Source organism: Delftia acidovorans NBRC 14950 (assembly GCF_001598795.1).
GTDB lineage: Bacteria > Pseudomonadota > Gammaproteobacteria > Burkholderiales > Burkholderiaceae_C > Comamonas > Comamonas acidovorans.
In genome coordinates, this window is record NZ_BCZP01000009.1 from 97,685 (window position 1) to 113,336 (window position 15,652).

18 protein-coding genes are annotated in these 15,652 nt (G+C 59.0%); 13 read left to right on the top strand and 5 right to left on the bottom strand.

Features of this window, described 5'->3' with window-relative positions:
* Window positions 1-3 precede the first annotated feature (3 nt).
* The 4 genes from DA1_RS13775 to DA1_RS29660 are packed head-to-tail and all read left to right on the top strand — an operon-like array spanning window position 4 to window position 1,731.
* A complete protein-coding gene (locus DA1_RS13775; protein WP_034394035.1) occupies window positions 4-306 on the top strand; it encodes a hypothetical protein in 303 nt (100 codons plus the stop codon).
* On the top strand, window positions 303-911 hold the full coding sequence (locus DA1_RS13780; protein ID WP_034394032.1) for a lysozyme: 609 nt from the start codon (window positions 303-305) through the stop codon (window positions 909-911). The genes DA1_RS13775 and DA1_RS13780 overlap by 4 nt, the downstream gene beginning before the upstream one ends.
* An 8-nt stretch (window positions 912-919) precedes the next feature.
* Window positions 920-1,165: a hypothetical protein gene (locus tag DA1_RS13785; RefSeq protein ID WP_230590849.1), complete on the top strand. Its 246-nt coding sequence runs from the start codon at window positions 920-922 to the stop codon at window positions 1,163-1,165.
* The gene (locus tag DA1_RS29660) at window positions 1,165-1,731 is read left to right on the top strand and encodes a DUF2514 family protein (RefSeq protein WP_080737011.1); all 567 of its coding nucleotides are present in this window, start codon (window positions 1,165-1,167) and stop codon (window positions 1,729-1,731) included. Before DA1_RS13785 ends, DA1_RS29660 begins: the two co-directional genes overlap by 1 nt.
* Here DA1_RS29660 and DA1_RS13795 read toward each other — a convergent pair.
* A complete protein-coding gene (locus DA1_RS13795) occupies window positions 1,706-1,915 on the bottom strand; it encodes a hypothetical protein (protein ID WP_034394026.1) in 210 nt (69 codons plus the stop codon). The two genes, DA1_RS29660 and DA1_RS13795, sit on opposite strands and share 26 nt — an antisense overlap.
* Complete coding sequence (locus DA1_RS13800; RefSeq protein WP_034398611.1) at window positions 1,908-2,117, bottom strand: hypothetical protein; 210 nt, start codon at window positions 2,115-2,117, stop codon at window positions 1,908-1,910. The genes DA1_RS13795 and DA1_RS13800 overlap by 8 nt, the downstream gene beginning before the upstream one ends.
* 59 nt (window positions 2,118-2,176) lie before the next feature.
* On the opposite strand from DA1_RS13800, the gene DA1_RS13805 reads away from it, so the two are divergent.
* A complete protein-coding gene (locus tag DA1_RS13805; RefSeq protein WP_034394023.1) occupies window positions 2,177-2,677 on the top strand; it encodes a hypothetical protein in 501 nt (166 codons plus the stop codon).
* Window positions 2,670-3,332, top strand: a complete 663-nt coding sequence (locus tag DA1_RS13810) for an SOS response-associated peptidase (RefSeq protein WP_034394020.1) — start codon at window positions 2,670-2,672, stop codon at window positions 3,330-3,332. Before DA1_RS13805 ends, DA1_RS13810 begins: the two co-directional genes overlap by 8 nt.
* Window positions 3,333-3,391: 59 nt before the next feature.
* Here the strand turns inward: DA1_RS13810 and gloA are convergent, their stop codons facing one another.
* Window positions 3,392-3,847, bottom strand: a complete 456-nt coding sequence (gloA, locus tag DA1_RS13815; RefSeq protein WP_034394016.1) for a lactoylglutathione lyase — start codon at window positions 3,845-3,847, stop codon at window positions 3,392-3,394.
* 333 nt (window positions 3,848-4,180) lie between these two features.
* On the opposite strand from gloA, the gene DA1_RS13820 reads away from it, so the two are divergent.
* From DA1_RS13820 to DA1_RS13830, 3 genes are all read left to right on the top strand, one after another.
* On the top strand, window positions 4,181-4,837 hold the full coding sequence (locus DA1_RS13820) for a response regulator (protein WP_013802276.1): 657 nt from the start codon (window positions 4,181-4,183) through the stop codon (window positions 4,835-4,837).
* A gap of 114 nt (window positions 4,838-4,951) precedes the next feature.
* A complete protein-coding gene (locus DA1_RS13825) occupies window positions 4,952-7,900 on the top strand; it encodes an ATP-binding protein (protein ID WP_230590845.1) in 2,949 nt (982 codons plus the stop codon).
* Window positions 7,901-7,963: 63 nt separating this feature from the next.
* Window positions 7,964-8,659 (top strand): response regulator, encoded by a 696-nt coding sequence (locus DA1_RS13830; RefSeq protein ID WP_012205761.1) that lies wholly within the window; start codon window positions 7,964-7,966, stop codon window positions 8,657-8,659.
* A gap of 11 nt (window positions 8,660-8,670) precedes the next feature.
* Here DA1_RS13830 and DA1_RS13835 read toward each other — a convergent pair whose 3' ends face one another.
* A complete protein-coding gene (locus tag DA1_RS13835) occupies window positions 8,671-9,459 on the bottom strand; it encodes an Hpt domain-containing protein (RefSeq protein ID WP_230590844.1) in 789 nt (262 codons plus the stop codon).
* 259 nt (window positions 9,460-9,718) lie between these two features.
* On the bottom strand, window positions 9,719-9,994 hold the full coding sequence (locus DA1_RS13840) for an H-NS histone family protein (protein WP_013802280.1): 276 nt from the start codon (window positions 9,992-9,994) through the stop codon (window positions 9,719-9,721).
* A 504-nt stretch (window positions 9,995-10,498) separates the two neighbouring features.
* Here DA1_RS13840 and DA1_RS13845 point away from each other — a divergent pair.
* The 4 genes from DA1_RS13845 (at window position 10,499) to DA1_RS13860 (ending at window position 15,647) form a co-directional block, all read left to right on the top strand.
* Window positions 10,499-10,786 carry a hypothetical protein gene (locus DA1_RS13845; RefSeq protein ID WP_034394013.1) on the top strand — a complete coding sequence of 96 codons (288 nt, stop codon included), beginning with the start codon at window positions 10,499-10,501 and terminating at the stop codon, window positions 10,784-10,786.
* 627 nt (window positions 10,787-11,413) lie between these two features.
* Window positions 11,414-12,001 (top strand): (2Fe-2S)-binding protein, encoded by a 588-nt coding sequence (locus DA1_RS13850; RefSeq protein ID WP_034394010.1) that lies wholly within the window; start codon window positions 11,414-11,416, stop codon window positions 11,999-12,001.
* Complete coding sequence (locus DA1_RS13855) at window positions 11,998-14,298, top strand: xanthine dehydrogenase family protein molybdopterin-binding subunit (protein WP_034394006.1); 2,301 nt, start codon at window positions 11,998-12,000, stop codon at window positions 14,296-14,298. The genes DA1_RS13850 and DA1_RS13855 overlap by 4 nt, the downstream gene beginning before the upstream one ends.
* A 17-nt stretch (window positions 14,299-14,315) precedes the next feature.
* Window positions 14,316-15,647 carry a c-type cytochrome gene (locus DA1_RS13860; protein WP_034394004.1) on the top strand — a complete coding sequence of 444 codons (1,332 nt, stop codon included), beginning with the start codon at window positions 14,316-14,318 and terminating at the stop codon, window positions 15,645-15,647.
* Window positions 15,648-15,652: the final 5 nt, after the last annotated feature.

Sequence of the window (15,652 nt, forward strand, 5' to 3'; positions counted from 1 at the left end):
TCAATGCAGGACGACTACGGCAACGCCCTGGCCCCCCATACCGCGAAGTCCATCACCTCGCGGCTGGATGAGGGCGACAAGCGCATGACCCGCATAGAGCAAGAGTTGCAGGCCAACACCGTTGCCACGCAACAGGTGAAGGCGAACACCGAGGAAATGGTGGAGTACTTCGCGGCAATGAAGGGAGCGTTTCGGGTGCTCAACTGGATCGGCAAGGTTGCCAAGCCCATCACCTACATCGTGATGCTGGGCACGGCGGGGATTGCGTTCTGGAAAGCCTTGATGGTAGGGGGAGGTGGCCGATGAACGAGACACTCCGCAATCGTCTGCTCGCCACGGCTGCCGGCCTGGCTGCCACTGCAGCTGGAGGCTACGTCGCTACGAAGGAGGCCGGGCCCAGCCCCGCCGTGGCGCTGGCCCGCGAGATTGGGCTGCACTACGAAAGCAGCGGCCGGCACATCGGCACGCCCTACATCGACCGCCTGGGCAAGGGGCAGCCGCTGACCGTCTGCGCGGGCGTCACAGGCCCCGAAGTTGTGGCGGGGCGCTACTACAGTCCCGAGGACTGCGAGCGCCTGGAGCGACCCAAATACCGCGAGGCCGAGCGCTTGGCGCGTCGGGCGCTGCGGCACTGGGACAGCTACAACCTCTGGGTGCAGGCCAGCTTTATAGACATGGCCTACAACGTGCCCTCGGCGCTCGCACCAGATACCACCGTCCTGCGGCTGGCCAACGCCGGGCAGCTGGATGCGGCATGCCAGCAGATGCCGCGTTGGGTCTACGGCACCGTGAACGGCGTGCCCACGCGGCTGCCTGGTCTTGTTGATCGCCGCGATACCACGCGCGAGCTGTGCGCGCAGTGGGGCAGGGACGGGCATTTCAGTGTCGGGCTGCTGGCACGGGGGTCATGATGAAGTCAATGATTGGAGTCGCTGTCGTCGTCGCCTCACTTTCGGGCTGCACGATAGTTTCGGTGGGCTCTGTCCATCAGGCCTGCCGCGTGGTTGAGGTCGCTGCGGCCGAGGCTGACATGGCGCCGGCCTGGTACATCAGCGCCGGGCAAGTGCTGGAGCGCTGCGGCGTGCCTGAGGCCCGCGAGCGCGCCGAGCAATCCGCCTGTGCGGCCCAGCGTCGCGCCGGCTACAGCTGCGAGGCCAGCCCATGATGGCCCGCCTGCAAGCCCATGCCTGGCAGCTGCTGGCTTTGCTGCTGGCGGCCCTGCTGGCCTGGCAGGCCCTGGCCCGCCTTGGCGCCGAGCGCGATGCCGCGCAGGCACGCACCAATCTGGCGGCTGATCGAGAAGCCGCGGCCCTGGCTGCCCTGCAGGCAGCCGAGCGATACCGAAAACTTGAGGAGCAACACCGTGATGACCTGCGCAACATCGACACCCAGGCCAAGCAGGATCTGGCGCGTTATGCAGCTGACGCTGATGCTGCCCGCGCTGCTGCTGGCCGGCTGCGCGGCGACCTCGCCGATTACATCGCCACCCACCGTGCCGCCGCCGAGGCTCGCGCCGCTGCCGGACAGTGCGCGCCAGACACCGGCGCCCTCGATCTGCTCGCCGAGCTGCAGCGCCGCGCTGACGAGCGAGCGGGAGAGTTGGCGCGCATTGCTGACGACGCCCGAGGCCGGGGCAGCGCCTGCGAGCGCGCCTACGATGCCGGTAGCGCGATGATCGAGGCGGCGCGCCAGGTCGGCGCTACTGTCAATCCTCCGGGCAGCGCTCCATAGCCCAGTCCAGCGCCTCGGCGGCAGTGGTGTGCGGCCCGTCGAAGGCCCTGATGCCGCGCTCGTCATCCCAGAGGGCGCCGGTCCAACGACGGGCAGCAGGGAAGGGCAGGCGTCCGTAGTCCACGACGCAGGCGTACCAGCCCGGCGCCGTTGGCTGGCCACCCCAGATCAGGCTGTCAGCCATGGCGCGTCGGAAGGATCTGCACCGGCCCGAGGCCGCTGTACACCAGGGCTCCGCCCGGCCCACGCACTTCAAACCATCCAGGCTGCGCCTCCACGATCCGGTAGGCCTCTGGTGGTGCTGGAAGCGGCTCAATCTCAGGCACGCCGAACCATTCCGGCATGCGAAGCAGGGCGAATTTCGGGGATGGCTGCGGGGTGATCATCTGGACCTCCGTGAGATCGGGTTTGCATAATAACTGTACATCCATACAGTGAAAATGTCATGCCCCACGATCAATCAGGGTTGCCCGACCTGCCGGGACGGTACAAGCGCGACGGCTGTTCGCCGGGCAGCGTGCGCGAGCGCGAGGGGCATTTGGTCGCAGGCTGGCCGGTGACGATGCTCCGCCTCCGCTTTTGCGGCGTCTACATGCCGATCCACAAGCTCCACAAGGTGCACAGAGTGACCGGCCTGCTGCTGACGACAAACGAATGTGGCGACGACAGGGTGGACATCATCGATCCGGGCGGATCAGGCAATGAACTCACGCGAGGCATGATCCACGTGGAGATGCTGAAGGCCCGTCCTGATGGCTCGATGCTGCTGCAGGGGCAAGAGTGGGATGAGGGCGATCTGAGACAGTGGCCGCAGACGTGGCTGTGCTGCCCTGACCGCGCTGGCATAGATCCGGCGCTTCAGCTTATGCAGAGCTGGCTCAATCGGCAGTACGCTGCGGCCAAGGCGGCGATCGAGCGGCCTGGAAAGAGGTGGCCCTATGTGTAATAGATACCAGTCCCCACGCGAGACCGAGATTGAGCGCATGTGGCACGTTGGCCGGCACAACCCCGGGCGCTGGTGGGACGAAGATGTTTTCCCGCGCGGCACCGGCGCGTTCGTGCGCCGCGCCCAGGACGACACGGGCTACAGCCGAGAGCTTGTCGCCGGAACCTGGGGCCTGATTCCCTGGTTTGCGAAAGAGCCGCGCTTGAAATTTCCTACGAACAACGCGCGCAGTGAAGAACTGAGCCAGAAGGCCAGCTACAAGCACCCGTGGGCCAGGAGTCAGCGCTGCATCATCCCCGCGACGACGTTCGATGAACCCAACTGGGAGACAGGGAAGAATGTGTGGTGGCGGTTCGCGCGCGCCGACGGCGACCCGTGGGGCCTGGCGGGCTTGTGGAATGTGTGGACCGACCCTGCCACGGGGCAGATCCATGAAAGCTACACGATGCTCACGATCAACGCGGATGCGCACCCGCTGATGAGCCGCATGCACAAGCCGGACCCGAAGCTGCCAGCGGATCGGCAGGACAAGCGCAGTGTGATCCCCATCGAACTTGCCGACGTGGACCAGTGGCTTGCGGGCACCTTGGCCGAGGCCTCGCAGCTGCTGCGCGTGGCACCTGTCGAAGTGTTCCAGGCCGGCCCAGTCGCCTGAACCCAAACGAAAAAAAGCCCCCTCGGCAGCCATCACGGCGTCGAGGGGGCTTTTGTCGTTTAAGCGCTGCGCAATGGATCTGTATTCTCTCCATTGGCTTCTGATTGGCGGCTGTCTTTGTAAGTCCTTGATTTTTCTTGTATGAGTTCGATCTTGTAGCCGTCCGGATCCGTCACAAAGGCAATCACCGTGGTGCCGCCCTTGACGGGGCCTGCCTCGCGCGTCACGTTGCCGCCGGACGCCTTGATCTTCTCGCAGGCGGCATACGCGTCCGGTACGCCAATGGCGATGTGACCATAGGCCGAGCCCATCTCATAGGCCTCGGTGCCCCAGTTGTAGGTCAGCTCGATCTCGGCTTGGGCCGGGTTGCCGCCCTCGAAGCCCAGGAAGGCCAGGGAGTATTTGTACTCAGGGTTCTCGGAAGTTCGCAGCAGCTGCATGCCAAGAACCTGTGTGTAGAAATCGATGGAGCGCTGGAAGTTGCCAACGCGCAGCATGGTGTGGAGGATTCGCATCCCTCGATTGTGCCGGGATTCCGCCATCTCTTCAGCCGCCCGCCAAGCGCCGCAGTGATCTCATCGCGCACAAGTCTGGCGCCTTCCCGCAGATCGGGCACGTCAGGGCCTGACGGCATCTGGCCCGAATCCATTCAACCATTGGTTCAACTGTCTGTTGAATTCTAGGAGTGGGACCTAGGACTGGTACCCGATTTTTCGGCAATAAATCTTGCAAATCAGACAAATCTTAGATTTTTGGATTGAAAAATCAGACAAATCCAATTAAATCCTAGTAGCCGGCTGCCTAGAATAGGAATGTTCTTCGTGCGAATTATTTTAATTTTTTGAGTCATGAAAAATTTCGTCTTGCGGATACTAATTGCCGATGACCATCCGGCAGTTCTGGCAGGCATAGAAAGTGTTTTGGAGGACAAGCATGAAATAGAGATTGTAGGTCGAGCGAAAAACTCCACGGAAATCATAAGCTTTCTGAAGAAAAACGAATGTGATGTTCTGGTAACTGATTATTCCATGCCCGGTGGAACCTACGGTGATGGTCTGGTGATGCTGAATGTCATTCGGAAAAGATTTCCAAGTGTCAAGATCGTCATGCTGACAATGATCGAGAATATTGGAATCATCAAATCTCTTACCAACCAAGGAATCTACAGAATTGTCCATAAAACGGATTCCTTGGGAAGTCTGCTGCCCGCCATCTACGCTGCATACACGGATGGTCAATTCATATCTCCCAGTGCAAGCAAGCTGCTGGGAGGAGAATGGCTGGGTGCGGTGCGGACATCGATAGAACTCTCAAAACGGGAAGAAGAGGTTCTGCTTCTTTTCATCTCTGGCATGACGGTGTCCGAGATAGCAAAAAAACTCTATCGCAGTATCAAGACGGTCAGCACGCACAAGGTGGCTGTCATGAACAAGCTGGGTATACGCAAGGACATTGATCTCATTCGCTATGGGATTGAGATGGGCTGGATTGACGTAAGGAAATAGGGAAAGAAATGCATCGTCATTGCCGCAGACGATCCGACCAAGTTACATGCCATCCGCAGCTTTCTTGCAAAGATTTCTTTTATTACATGAGGAGATCCACAGCCTGATCGATGGTTGTATCTTGATGCCCAGATGGAAATATATAAAAAAGAGGCTGGAGAAAAGGAAGAGCTCCACCTTCTGACCAAATACAACAAGACACTGCTTTTTGGCGGTGGCCTGGTTTTCTCTCTTCTTATCATTGTTTTGGCAATGCTTGCGGCCCTGTTCGAGCTCAATGATTTCATGGAGGAAAGAAGAGCAGTATTCCAGAGCAAGAGAACCCGGGTTCTGGTAGAGATAGAAACAAAGCAAGTCATTATGATGCGAGGAATCATTGCATCAGAGTTGCTTTGGGGGCAGACGCACACATCTCATCCCGGCGTCTTTGCCGGGGCAGATGCTGTGATGGCAGGGGTGAGTCCTGTAGTATTGCTTGAGAATAAGATCAACAAGAATGTACACAAGCACTACAGAGATATGTTGGGAGAGCTGGCATATTTGGCAAATTCCAGCTTTCTTCAAAATGGAAGAGCAATATCTGCCTATGTCTTCAGTCCGGACAGATCGTTCATAGGCGTCCTTGTACCGCAGGTACCAAACGGGCATGAGCGAAAAGACATGCTCTTGAAACTCAGGGAACAGATTTCGACTTTGCCTGAGGATAACGGCACCATCATTCCGTCCGTCCAGCTGCGTCATCCCATATGGCTGCCTCCGAGTAAAAGCATTCTGACTGGGGAGATGTCATTTCAGATTGTTGTTTCGGCTTTCCAAGATGGAAAGCCATTTCTCACGGTGGTGAGCGACATGCCGACTCAATATATCGAGAGCCTTATGCAGCAGGGTGAAGGCAGGAACTCCTTATTTATTATTGATTCTCAAGGCAACGTTGCGTTGGGTGGGGAGGGGATCGGCGATGCAATAGGGGATTTTTTTGATATCGAGGCGTCGAAATTTCACGGAGGACTGATAAGTAGATATATTTTGAGCAAGTATGGCGCCGTCTATAGGAATGGATATTTTTATTACTATTCGAGGATATCAAATACGAACATGATACTTCTCCAGGTTTTTTCCTGGAAAGATGCTGTGTATTTAAATGGGAAGTCCCTTGTATATTTGCTGTTTTCATTGATATTCATCATTTTTTTCTGGTGTTTTTTGATATATTTTTATGATAGGGTTTTTATTCCAATATATGGGAAAGCCAAAAATGTTTTTGACACGGAACATCTAAGCCGCACCATCATTGCCATGGCGCCTTATGGACTTGGTCTTCTTGATTTCAAGGAAAAGAAGATGCTGTTGGAAAACAGCATGATGTACAAGTACAAAGAAAGCATGGTGTTGGATGATAAGTCTGCTGGTGAGCGGTTGATTGAATATTTTCTCAGATTCTACGGTGAGAAATATCTGAGTGGAAAAAAGACTGAATATTTGCCGGTAGTCAGCGAAGTCGTGGTCTCTTACAACGGAACGGTTGCAGAGCTTTCAGTGATCATGGTGAAGGCCAAATATCAGGGGAGGCATGTCCTGCTGTGTGGATTTGCCGATATCACTGTACACAAGCAGGTGCAAAGAAATCTGGAAGATGCCAAAAAGGCGGCAGAAGAGGCAAACCAGGAAAAATCTTCTTTTCTTGCTGCCATGAGCCACGAGATACGCACGCCACTGAATGCAATATTGGGAAATCTGGAAATACTGGGAAGAAGCTCCATGTCAGAAGAGCAGCAAACCAGGCTCACCACCATATCATCTTCATCCCATTCTCTTTTGACGCTGCTGAATGATGTTCTCGACTTCTCGAAGATCGAGTCTGGTCAGATGAGTGTGGAATTTGCCAGCTTTGATCTCAAGTCTGTGATTCAGCAGGTGGCTGCCATTTACAAACCGCTGGCTGCGGAATTAGGTATAGGATTTTCCTTGATCATTGACCATTCGCTGAGGGAGGGATATATAGGAGATGGCGAGAGAATAAAGCAAATCCTCAACAATCTTCTCAGCAACTCCTTGAAATTCACCAAGGCTGGCAAGATTGACGTATTTGCATCAGACAGGGCCGGTGAGCTCAAGATCAAAGTGTCAGATACCGGGATAGGCATTCATCCCTCACAGCACCCCTTCATCTTTGACGCATTCAAGCAGGCAGGCTCGGATATAGCGGCGGAATTTGGTGGTACGGGGCTGGGCCTGACGCTGTGTCAGCGTATGGCACATCTCATGGGCGGGGAAATCCGGTTCTTCAGCGTGCCGGGAAAGGGCAGCATTTTCGAATTGACCTTGCCCGCATGCCACGCCCAGCCTGTTCCTGCTTGCTTGGGTTGGGACCATGGCGATGTCATGCTTGCAAACGATGAAAGCGCAGGTTATGGCGCAAGGATTCTCATCGTCGATGATCACCCGGTCAATAGGCTGCTGCTTCTGGATCAGCTGAAAATCCTCGGCTTCGAGGCGGAATCTGCAGAAGGCGGGGAATCCGCTTTGCGAATGATGTCGCGGAATATCTATGATCTGGTTCTTACGGACCTGCAAATGCCCGGAATGAGCGGTTATGTACTTGCTCAGCGCATCAAGCAGAATTATCCGGCAATTCCTGTGGGAGCAATAACGGCACATGCAGGCAAGCAGGAAAAATTCAAATGTGCAAAATTTGGCATCGCAGATATTCTTGTCAAGCCGGCCTCCTTGAAAAACCTCAAGGAATTCATTGGAAAAAATATAGGAAAGTCTGGCAAGGGTGTCGCTGAAGCTGCGGAAGTTCCGGGCAGCAGATTGCCTTATCGTGATGTATTGATTTCAGCAACCGAAAACTCATTGGCTGCGTTGAGAAAGCATTTGCTGCAAGGTGATCTGATGGCTGTGCACCGTGAAATTCATGCCATGAAAGGGTCATTTGCGGTGGCTGGGCTGAAGGATAGAGTGGAAGATATGGACCGATTGTCATCTCTTGTCAATATGCGGCACTTCCGTGCAGTGGATGATGCCCTGACTGACCTGCTGGAGAACCTGAGAGATATCTGATGAGCCGTGGTGCAATGATGCTGCACTGAACGATTGTGTTTATTCCGTTGATGGTGCCAAATCATGTTTTCCAATACAAATCACAGAAAAGATTTGAATATATCCGTACTGCTGGCCGATGATCATCCTGGAATCATCTCAGGCATCCGGCATGAGTTGTCTTCCGAGCTGGAAATCCTGTTGAAAGCCAGTGTTTCAAATTCAACCGATCTGGTGAAAAAGTTGGATGAGGGTGGCTTTGACGTGCTTGTTTCGGATTACTCCATGCCTACGGGTCAATACGGAGATGGCTTGAATCTGTTTGGCTATATATCCAGAAGATTTCCGAACCTGGGTTTGGTGGTCCTGACCATGCTGGACAATTCGGCCATTCTCCAGGCACTGGGCAAGGTGTCGAACATCAGCATCGTGAGCAAGGCGGACCCGGTGCTGCATCTGGTTCCAGCCATTCATGCTGCCTATACAGGAGGGACATACTTCTCTCCAGCCATTTCCGAGCGACTGGAAAAAATGAATGCGGGTGTCATGGGCGGCGAAGGAAAATCACCGGGGGTGCTCAGTCCCAAGGAATCGGAGGTGGTAAGGCTTTATGCGGCCGGTTTGCGTATCGACGAGATCGCGGCCAAGCTGAACAGAAGCAAGAAAACCATCAGCACCCAGAAAGTCAAGGCCATGCACAAGCTTGGAATTGAACGAGACATTGATCTGATGAAGTATGCCCTTGAGTGCGGATGGGTGACCTCATCGAGATCTCAATGATGACCGGTTCTTTATCTGCCGTTCAAGGTCCGGATTTCTTCCAGGAGCTGGTCAAGCTGCAATTCCAGCGCCAGCAGCGAGTGCGCATGGTGCATCAGCCCATCATGGTTGATGCCGTTTTCCAGGCCGGCACAGCGTATTGACAGCTCAGTCAGGTCAAAAAATCGCAGTGAACCGGAAAGATTGTGCAGCTCTCTTTGCACATCCTTGCGATTCTTGCTGGATTTGATGATCGCCAGCGACGAACGTGCAGACTCCAGAAAGGCCGTTCTGATGGGGGCCGGGATCTGTTGAAAATGGGCGACGTCATCGGTCGACGAAATGCGGCCGCTGTTGGCAGGCCGGGGCTGAACGGCCAGTTGCAGTGCATCAAAGAGGCCCTGCAGCGAACGCCAGGAGACTTCGATGATGCGGGCGTTGATCACCTTGGGTTGCAGCGGGTGATCAGCCTCGCATTCGATGATGCTTGCAGCTCCTGCCACCAGGCGGTTTTCATCCTTGGGATTCCAGGACGTTTTCGATCCGCAAAGCACAACAACCTGGAACTTCTGAAGGCGATCCTGGCGAATGGCCGTGGGATGGTGGCAGGCCGTGGTCGCCAGGCCCCAACTTTTGAGGTGCGGGAGCAGATGGGCGTGTAGTTCATCGGATGACGAGATGAACAAAACCTGCTCGCCTGAAAATGACAAAGCGGAGGATGAGGGCTCTTCTGTGGTGGTTATCGATTCGGCGGCAGTCGAGAACTTTTCAGAACGGTATGGTGTGGGTGCACTGTCCAAGGTGGATGTCTGTTTTTTCATGGGTGGCCGAGCATCTGGCGCCGGCATCTGCAGCCAGTCACTCGCTGGAGGCTTCAGATCCGGCTGGAAGATTGGACCACGGCATCCATCCATGGTGCATGTTTAAGGACATGTCCATAGAGCATCCTTGTTTCACCTGCGTGGCGTCTGGCCTTGGAAGCCCAAGCCCGGGCATTCAGGTGTGTCAGCAAGTGCCGCAGGAATGAAAAAAGCCTGCAGAGAACTGCAGGCTGTTTTCATGGAGGCGTTTATCCAGGCTTCAGATGGCGAACTGGGCGCGATCCTTGTCCTTGATCCAGGCGGGGGGCTTGCCACGGCCGGTCCAGGTGTCACCGGTTTCGGGATTGCGGAACTTGGGGGCCACGGTGGAGGGGGCGCGGCGTGCCGTGAAGATGTCGTCGGCAGTCAGGCCGTAATCCTGAACCAGACCGCGAATCTTGGCGATCACATCACTGACTTCTTGCTTGCGTGCTGTCTGGATCTGGGCCTCGAGTGCCTCGCGCTGTGCCAGAAGTTCTTTGTATGTGGTGTTCACGGTAGTTTGCCTTTCATGGATTGAAGCGCGAATATTAACGGTTTTTTAAGAACAAGTTTGCATGCTTTCGATCATTTTCTCCTATGACTGCCATTGGCAGTCCTGACCGTGTTCAAAATGATCGGTCAACGCCAGGTAAAGGCCATGTAAAGAGCCGGCAGTTATGGGGCGCTGTATGTTCCGGAGCCCTTCAAAATCCTGTATGCCCTCGCTTTCAGGTTTGAAGCGCCGTGGTTCACAGGGGTGAGTGATCGGCTGCGAAGGAGTTTGGGCTTATTGAAGGGGATGTGAAAGGCGATGCCGTGATCAAACTGCACCGCACATTGGAAATTCTTGAAGTCCAGTCTGTACGCTGCTTGCCAACGGCTTTTTGCGTGGGGTTGGGGGAGGGTGGCGAGCGGGCTGCAAGCGAAAGATGAGGGTGTTGGTGGTCCCGCGACATCCTTCGCAAAAGACACGCGTTTTTGCCCACAAAACTGTTTATTCATACAGTATGATGCGGCCATGAGCATCGATCAGATCGCCTTCGCACTCCCCGCAGTCCTTGCCGTCTGGCTGTCGCAGTCCCGTTCCGTTGCCCTGCGGCGGTGGGCCTGCCTTCTCGGCCTGGGATGCATGCCTTACTGGATATATGTGGCCCTGTTGGCCGGGCAATGGGGCATGTTGGCCTTGGTAGGCGCCTTTGCGCTGGGCTGGCTCAAGGGGCTTTGGGTGCACTGGCTGGCACCTCGTCGGCGTGAGGCCGTGGGCTCGGGCCTTGGCACCATCCAGATCACGCCGGGCACCCGTTGACGGCTGGCCGCTGGTCCGCGCCTTGTGTTCATCGATGCTGCAGGCGGGCGCGTGTTTTACGGGCGCTGTGCATGGCGTGCTCGGGAATTTCAAGCGTTCTCACTGGAATTTGATGCAGATAAAAGCCGAGTGTTTTGCTTGGTTGGTGTGATGGCCGTGCCGATGCACCGGCTGCCAGGGTGCCCTGCTGTCTTTATGCCCAGCCGTGCATGGCTGCAAGACTGGGCCGGGGCTGTGATGCAAGGATTTCTGCCCTTTGTGCACTGTGGTGGTGCGCGTCTTTCGGTTCTTGGTGCAGGTTTCCGGATCGGCTGGTAGCGCTGTGTTTTTGTGGATATTTCCGATTTGTATGGTGAGTTATGTGAGCAAAAAGCCACGGAGTTTGCGGGTCTGTGCAGGTCCTTGTATGGACGCCAGCTGGCAGTGATGGGCAAGTCCGAGGCATAGAATCGTTTGCATACAACAGGCAGTCATCTATCAGAGTTGCCTCTAAAAACCACGTGAAAACAGCCCACCCCGTTGGCGGTGGGCTTTCTTTTTCGGGCTTGGCCGCGGCGAGCCCGTCGCCTGATTTTTCAGTGCGCACCTATGGTTTGCACCTGTTGTCAACCACAAGGTTTGCACACGATGAAATTCACTCTCAACCAACAAGAGGTCGAGATCCAGGGCGTGAGCCCTGAGACGCCGCTGCTTTATGTGCTGCGCAACGACATGCAGCTCAACGGTCCCAAGTTCGGCTGCGGCCTGGGCGAATGCGGCGCATGCGCCGTGCTGATCGACGGCAAGGTGGCCCGCTCCTGCTCCGTTCCCGTGAGCGTGGTCCAGGGCATGAAGGTCACGACGCTGGAAGGCCTGTCCCAGGACGCGACCCAGGCCGAGCACGCCCGCGTGGCGCGTGACTGGGAAGCAGCCCATCCGGCCGCCGTGCCGGGCATGCCTGCCGGCAAGCCGACAGCCGATGCACAGGGCAAGGCTGTCTACCGACTGCACCCTGTGCAGCAGGCTTTCATTGACGAGCAGGCTGCCCAGTGCGGCTACTGCACCAACGGCATGGTCATGGCCCTCGTGGCCTTGTTCGACCACAAGCCCACGGCCACCGACGAGGAAGTCATCCAGACCCTGTCCGGCCACCTGTGCCGCTGCGGCACGCATGTGGAAATCATGCGTGCGGCTGCTCGCGCCCGCGTGCTGATCGCCCAGGGAGGTGCAGCATGAGTGCATCCAACCCCCTTCAACTGACGCGCCGCAACCTGCTCAAGCTGGGCGGCATGGTCATGGTCAGCTCGGTGGCGGCCGCTGGCCTGGTGGCTGAAAGCACGGGTACGGCGCCCGCCGTGGCCGGCGCCTTCCCCATTCCCCCCATCGACCGGGTGAGCAGCTTCATCGCCATTGGCGCGGACGGCAGCGTCACGGCCTACCACGGCCACGTGGACCTGGGCACGGGCATCCGTACCTCGCTGGCGCAGTTGGTGGCCGATGAGCTCGATGTGGAGTTCGAACGCATCACCATGGTTCTGGGCCACACAGGCCGCACGCCCAACCAGGGCCCGACCATTGCCAGCAACACCATCCAGGTGGATGCCATCCCCATGCGCAAGGCCGCCGCGCAGGTGCGCCAGCTGCTGCTGGGCCTGGCTGCCGAGAAGCTGCAGCAGCCCGTGTCCGCACTGACCACGTCCAAGGGCGCGGTGGTGGCCAAGGGCGGCCGGCGCATCGGCTACGGCGAACTGGCCCAGGGCCAGGACCTGAACATTGCGCTGGACAAGGAAGTGCCGCTGCGCACCGGCGGTTTCAACTACATCGGCAAGTCCGTGCAGCGCGTGGACATTCCGGCCAAGGTGCTGGGCGCGCTGGCCTATGTGCACGATGTGCGCGTGCCCGGCATGCTGCACGGCCGCGTGGTGCGCCCGCCCTATGGCGGTGCCGATGCGTCGGCGCCTCTGGGCAGCAGCCTGATCTCTGTGAACGAACAGTCGGTCGCCCATCTGCCGGGCATCGTCAAGTTGGTGGTGCAGGGCGATTTCGTGGGCATCGTGGCCGAGCGCGAAGAGCAGGCCATTGCCGCCATGCGCCAGCTGGAGGTGAAGTGGAAGGACTGGGCCGGCGTGCCCGACCTGTCGCTGAACGCCATGCACGACACCCTGGTCCAGCACGAGAAGACCGACCGCATGCTGCGCGAGGACGCGGGCATTGACGAGGCCTTCTCGGGCGCCAAGAAGGTGATCGAGGCCGACTACGTCTGGCCCTACCACCTGCATGCCTCCATCGGCCCGTCCTGCGCCGTGGCCGAGGTGTCCGCCAGCCAGATCCAGGTCTGGACCGGATCGCAGAACCCGCACGACGTGCGCAAGGACATCGCCACGCTGACCGGCATGGCGGCCGACCAGATCAATGTGACGCGCCTGGAAGCCTCGGGCTGCTACGGCCGCAATTGCGCGGACGACGTGGCATCCGACGCCGTGCTGCTGTCGCAGGCCGTGGGCCGCCCGGTGCGCGTGCAGCTGATGCGCGAGCAGGAAGCCGCCTGGGAGCCCAAGGGCACGGGCCAGCTGATCCGCGTGCGCGGCGGCCTGGACGAGAACCATGCCGTGCTGGGCTATGAGCTCAAGACCTGCTACCCGTCCAACGACGCGGCGGCCCTGGCCCTGATCCTGACGGGCAAGGTGCCCAACAAGCCCAAGGTGCTGCAGATGGGCGACCGTACGGCCATCCCGCAGTACGAGTACCCCAAGATGCGCGTGGTCTCGCAGGATGCGGCGCCCATCGTGCGTGCGTCGTGGATGCGCGGCGTCTCGGCCCTGCCCAACGTCTTTGCCCATGAATGCTGGATCGACGAATGCGCCTACCTGGCCGGTGAAGACCCGCTGGCCTACCGCCTGCGCTACCTGAAGGACCCGCGCGCCGTGGCGCTGACGCACGCTGCGCACAAGCAGGCCGGCTGGCAGGATGGCCCGGCCCACCGCAACCCCGCGCCGGCCGACCAGCGCCTGGTCAAGGGCCGCGGCTTTGCCTATGCCCGCTACTACCACAGCAAGTTCCCTGGCTACGGCGCGGCCTGGGCCACCTGGATCTGCGACGTGACCGTGGACCGCGAGACCGGCGTGATCAAGGTGGACAAGGTCTTCGTGGCCCATGACTGCGGCGAGATGGTCAACCCGGCCGGCGTGCGCCACCAGGTGCACGGCAACATCATCCAGTCCACCAGCCGCGTGCTCAAGGAGTACGTGACCTTCGACAGCAAGGGCGTGACCTCGCTGGACTGGGGCGGCTACCCCATCCTGCGCTTTGACGAGCTGCCCGAGATCGACGTGCAACTGGTCGAGCGCCCTGGCGAAGACCCCATGGGCGCGGGCGAATCTGCCTCCGTGCCCAGCGCCGCCGCTGTCTCCAACGCCGTGTTCGACGCCACCGGCGTGCGCCTGCGCGAAGTGCCGTTCACCCCGGCACGCGTGCTGGCCGCACTCAAGGCAAAGGCTGCCGATGCAGCCCCGGCCGACAAGGCACAGAACTGAGAGCGGAGGACCGGAACATGCACACACTCAAGAAAATCACCCTCGGCGTGGTCGGCCTGGCCGCCGTGGCCGGCGCCGCCTTCTGGCTGGCCACGGGCCGCAGCGAGATCGCTCCTCTGCAGCAGATCCCGGTGCAGGAATTCAGCCAGCAGCAGATCGACCAGGGGCGCCGCCTGGCGCACATGGGCGACTGCGCTGTCTGCCACACGGCACCGGGCGGCCAGCGCAACGCAGGCGGCCTGGCCATGCCCAGCCCTTTCGGCACCATCTACTCGACCAACATCACGCCCGATGCCGAAACCGGCATCGGCCGCTGGTCGTACGAGGCCTTCGAGCGCGCCATGCGCCATGGCGTGGACCGCGAGGGCAACTACCTGTACCCCGCCTTCCCGTACACCGCGTTCACCCGCGTGACCGATGAGGACATGAAGGCGCTGTACGCCTTCCTGATGACCGAGCCGGCTGTCTCCAACGAGGCACCCAAGACCGCGCTGAACTTCCCGTTCAACGTGCGCCGTGGGCTGGCCCTGTGGAATGCGCTGTACCTGGAGCCGGGCGAGCAGCCCGCGCCCGCCAACCAGTCGGGCGAGTGGATTCGCGGCGCCTACCTGGTGGAAGGCCTGGGCCACTGCGCCGCCTGCCACTCGCCGCGCAACCAGTTCGGCGCCGAGAAAAAGGGTGCCTACCACCTGGCCGGCGCCTTCATCGACGGCTGGGATGCGCCCGCGCTCAACGACAAGGCCGTGGCTCCGCTGCCCTGGACGCGAGAAGACCTGGTCCGCTACATGCAGACCGGTTTCTCGGAGCGCCACGGCGTGGCCGCCGGCCCCATGGCGCCCGTGATCGAAGGCCTGTCTCACCAGTCGGCCGAGGACATCAACGCCATGGCCACCTACCTGATGTCGTACCGCAAGCCTGTGGCAGACGCCGCTGGCGCAGGGGACGCCCAGGCCCTGGTGAAGGAAAAGACCGAGGTTGCCAAGCTGCCGGTCGACGCCCAGGGCTACCGCCTGTACCAGGGCGCCTGCATGGCCTGCCACCGCGCCGATCCCAGCGGCGTGCTGGCCGGCAGCAGCTTCGGCGTGCGTCCCCAGCTGTCGCTGAACACCAACCTGTACAGCGACTCGCCGACCAACGCCATCCATGTGGTGCTCAACGGCATTACGCAACCGGCGCGCCCGCAGCTGGGCACCATGCCCGCCTTCCGCCACAACCTCAGCGACGATCAGATCGCCACGTTGCTCAACACCATGCGCAGCCAGTACGGCCTGCAGCCATGGCCCGGCCTGAGCGACAAGGTCAAGGCCCTGCGCGAGGAAACACGCCCCGGCAAGGTGGCGGCGCACTGAGCCTG

Coding starts and splice junctions, on each gene's coding strand:
- DA1_RS13775 (WP_034394035.1), top strand. CDS start 4: ATGCAGGACGACTACGGCAACGCCCTGGCCCCCCATACCGCGAAGTCC.
- DA1_RS13780 (WP_034394032.1), top strand. CDS start 303: ATGAACGAGACACTCCGCAATCGTCTGCTCGCCACGGCTGCCGGCCTG.
- DA1_RS13785 (WP_230590849.1), top strand. CDS start 920: ATGATTGGAGTCGCTGTCGTCGTCGCCTCACTTTCGGGCTGCACGATA.
- DA1_RS29660 (WP_080737011.1), top strand. CDS start 1,165: ATGGCCCGCCTGCAAGCCCATGCCTGGCAGCTGCTGGCTTTGCTGCTG.
- DA1_RS13795 (WP_034394026.1), bottom strand. CDS start 1,915: ATGGCTGACAGCCTGATCTGGGGTGGCCAGCCAACGGCGCCGGGCTGG.
- DA1_RS13800 (WP_034398611.1), bottom strand. CDS start 2,117: ATGATCACCCCGCAGCCATCCCCGAAATTCGCCCTGCTTCGCATGCCG.
- DA1_RS13805 (WP_034394023.1), top strand. CDS start 2,177: ATGCCCCACGATCAATCAGGGTTGCCCGACCTGCCGGGACGGTACAAG.
- DA1_RS13810 (WP_034394020.1), top strand. CDS start 2,670: ATGTGTAATAGATACCAGTCCCCACGCGAGACCGAGATTGAGCGCATG.
- gloA (WP_034394016.1), bottom strand. CDS start 3,847: ATGCGAATCCTCCACACCATGCTGCGCGTTGGCAACTTCCAGCGCTCC.
- DA1_RS13820 (WP_013802276.1), top strand. CDS start 4,181: ATGAAAAATTTCGTCTTGCGGATACTAATTGCCGATGACCATCCGGCA.
- DA1_RS13830 (WP_012205761.1), top strand. CDS start 7,964: ATGTTTTCCAATACAAATCACAGAAAAGATTTGAATATATCCGTACTG.
- DA1_RS13835 (WP_230590844.1), bottom strand. CDS start 9,459: ATGAAAAAACAGACATCCACCTTGGACAGTGCACCCACACCATACCGT.
- DA1_RS13845 (WP_034394013.1), top strand. CDS start 10,499: ATGAGCATCGATCAGATCGCCTTCGCACTCCCCGCAGTCCTTGCCGTC.
- DA1_RS13850 (WP_034394010.1), top strand. CDS start 11,414: ATGAAATTCACTCTCAACCAACAAGAGGTCGAGATCCAGGGCGTGAGC.
- DA1_RS13855 (WP_034394006.1), top strand. CDS start 11,998: ATGAGTGCATCCAACCCCCTTCAACTGACGCGCCGCAACCTGCTCAAG.
- DA1_RS13860 (WP_034394004.1), top strand. CDS start 14,316: ATGCACACACTCAAGAAAATCACCCTCGGCGTGGTCGGCCTGGCCGCC.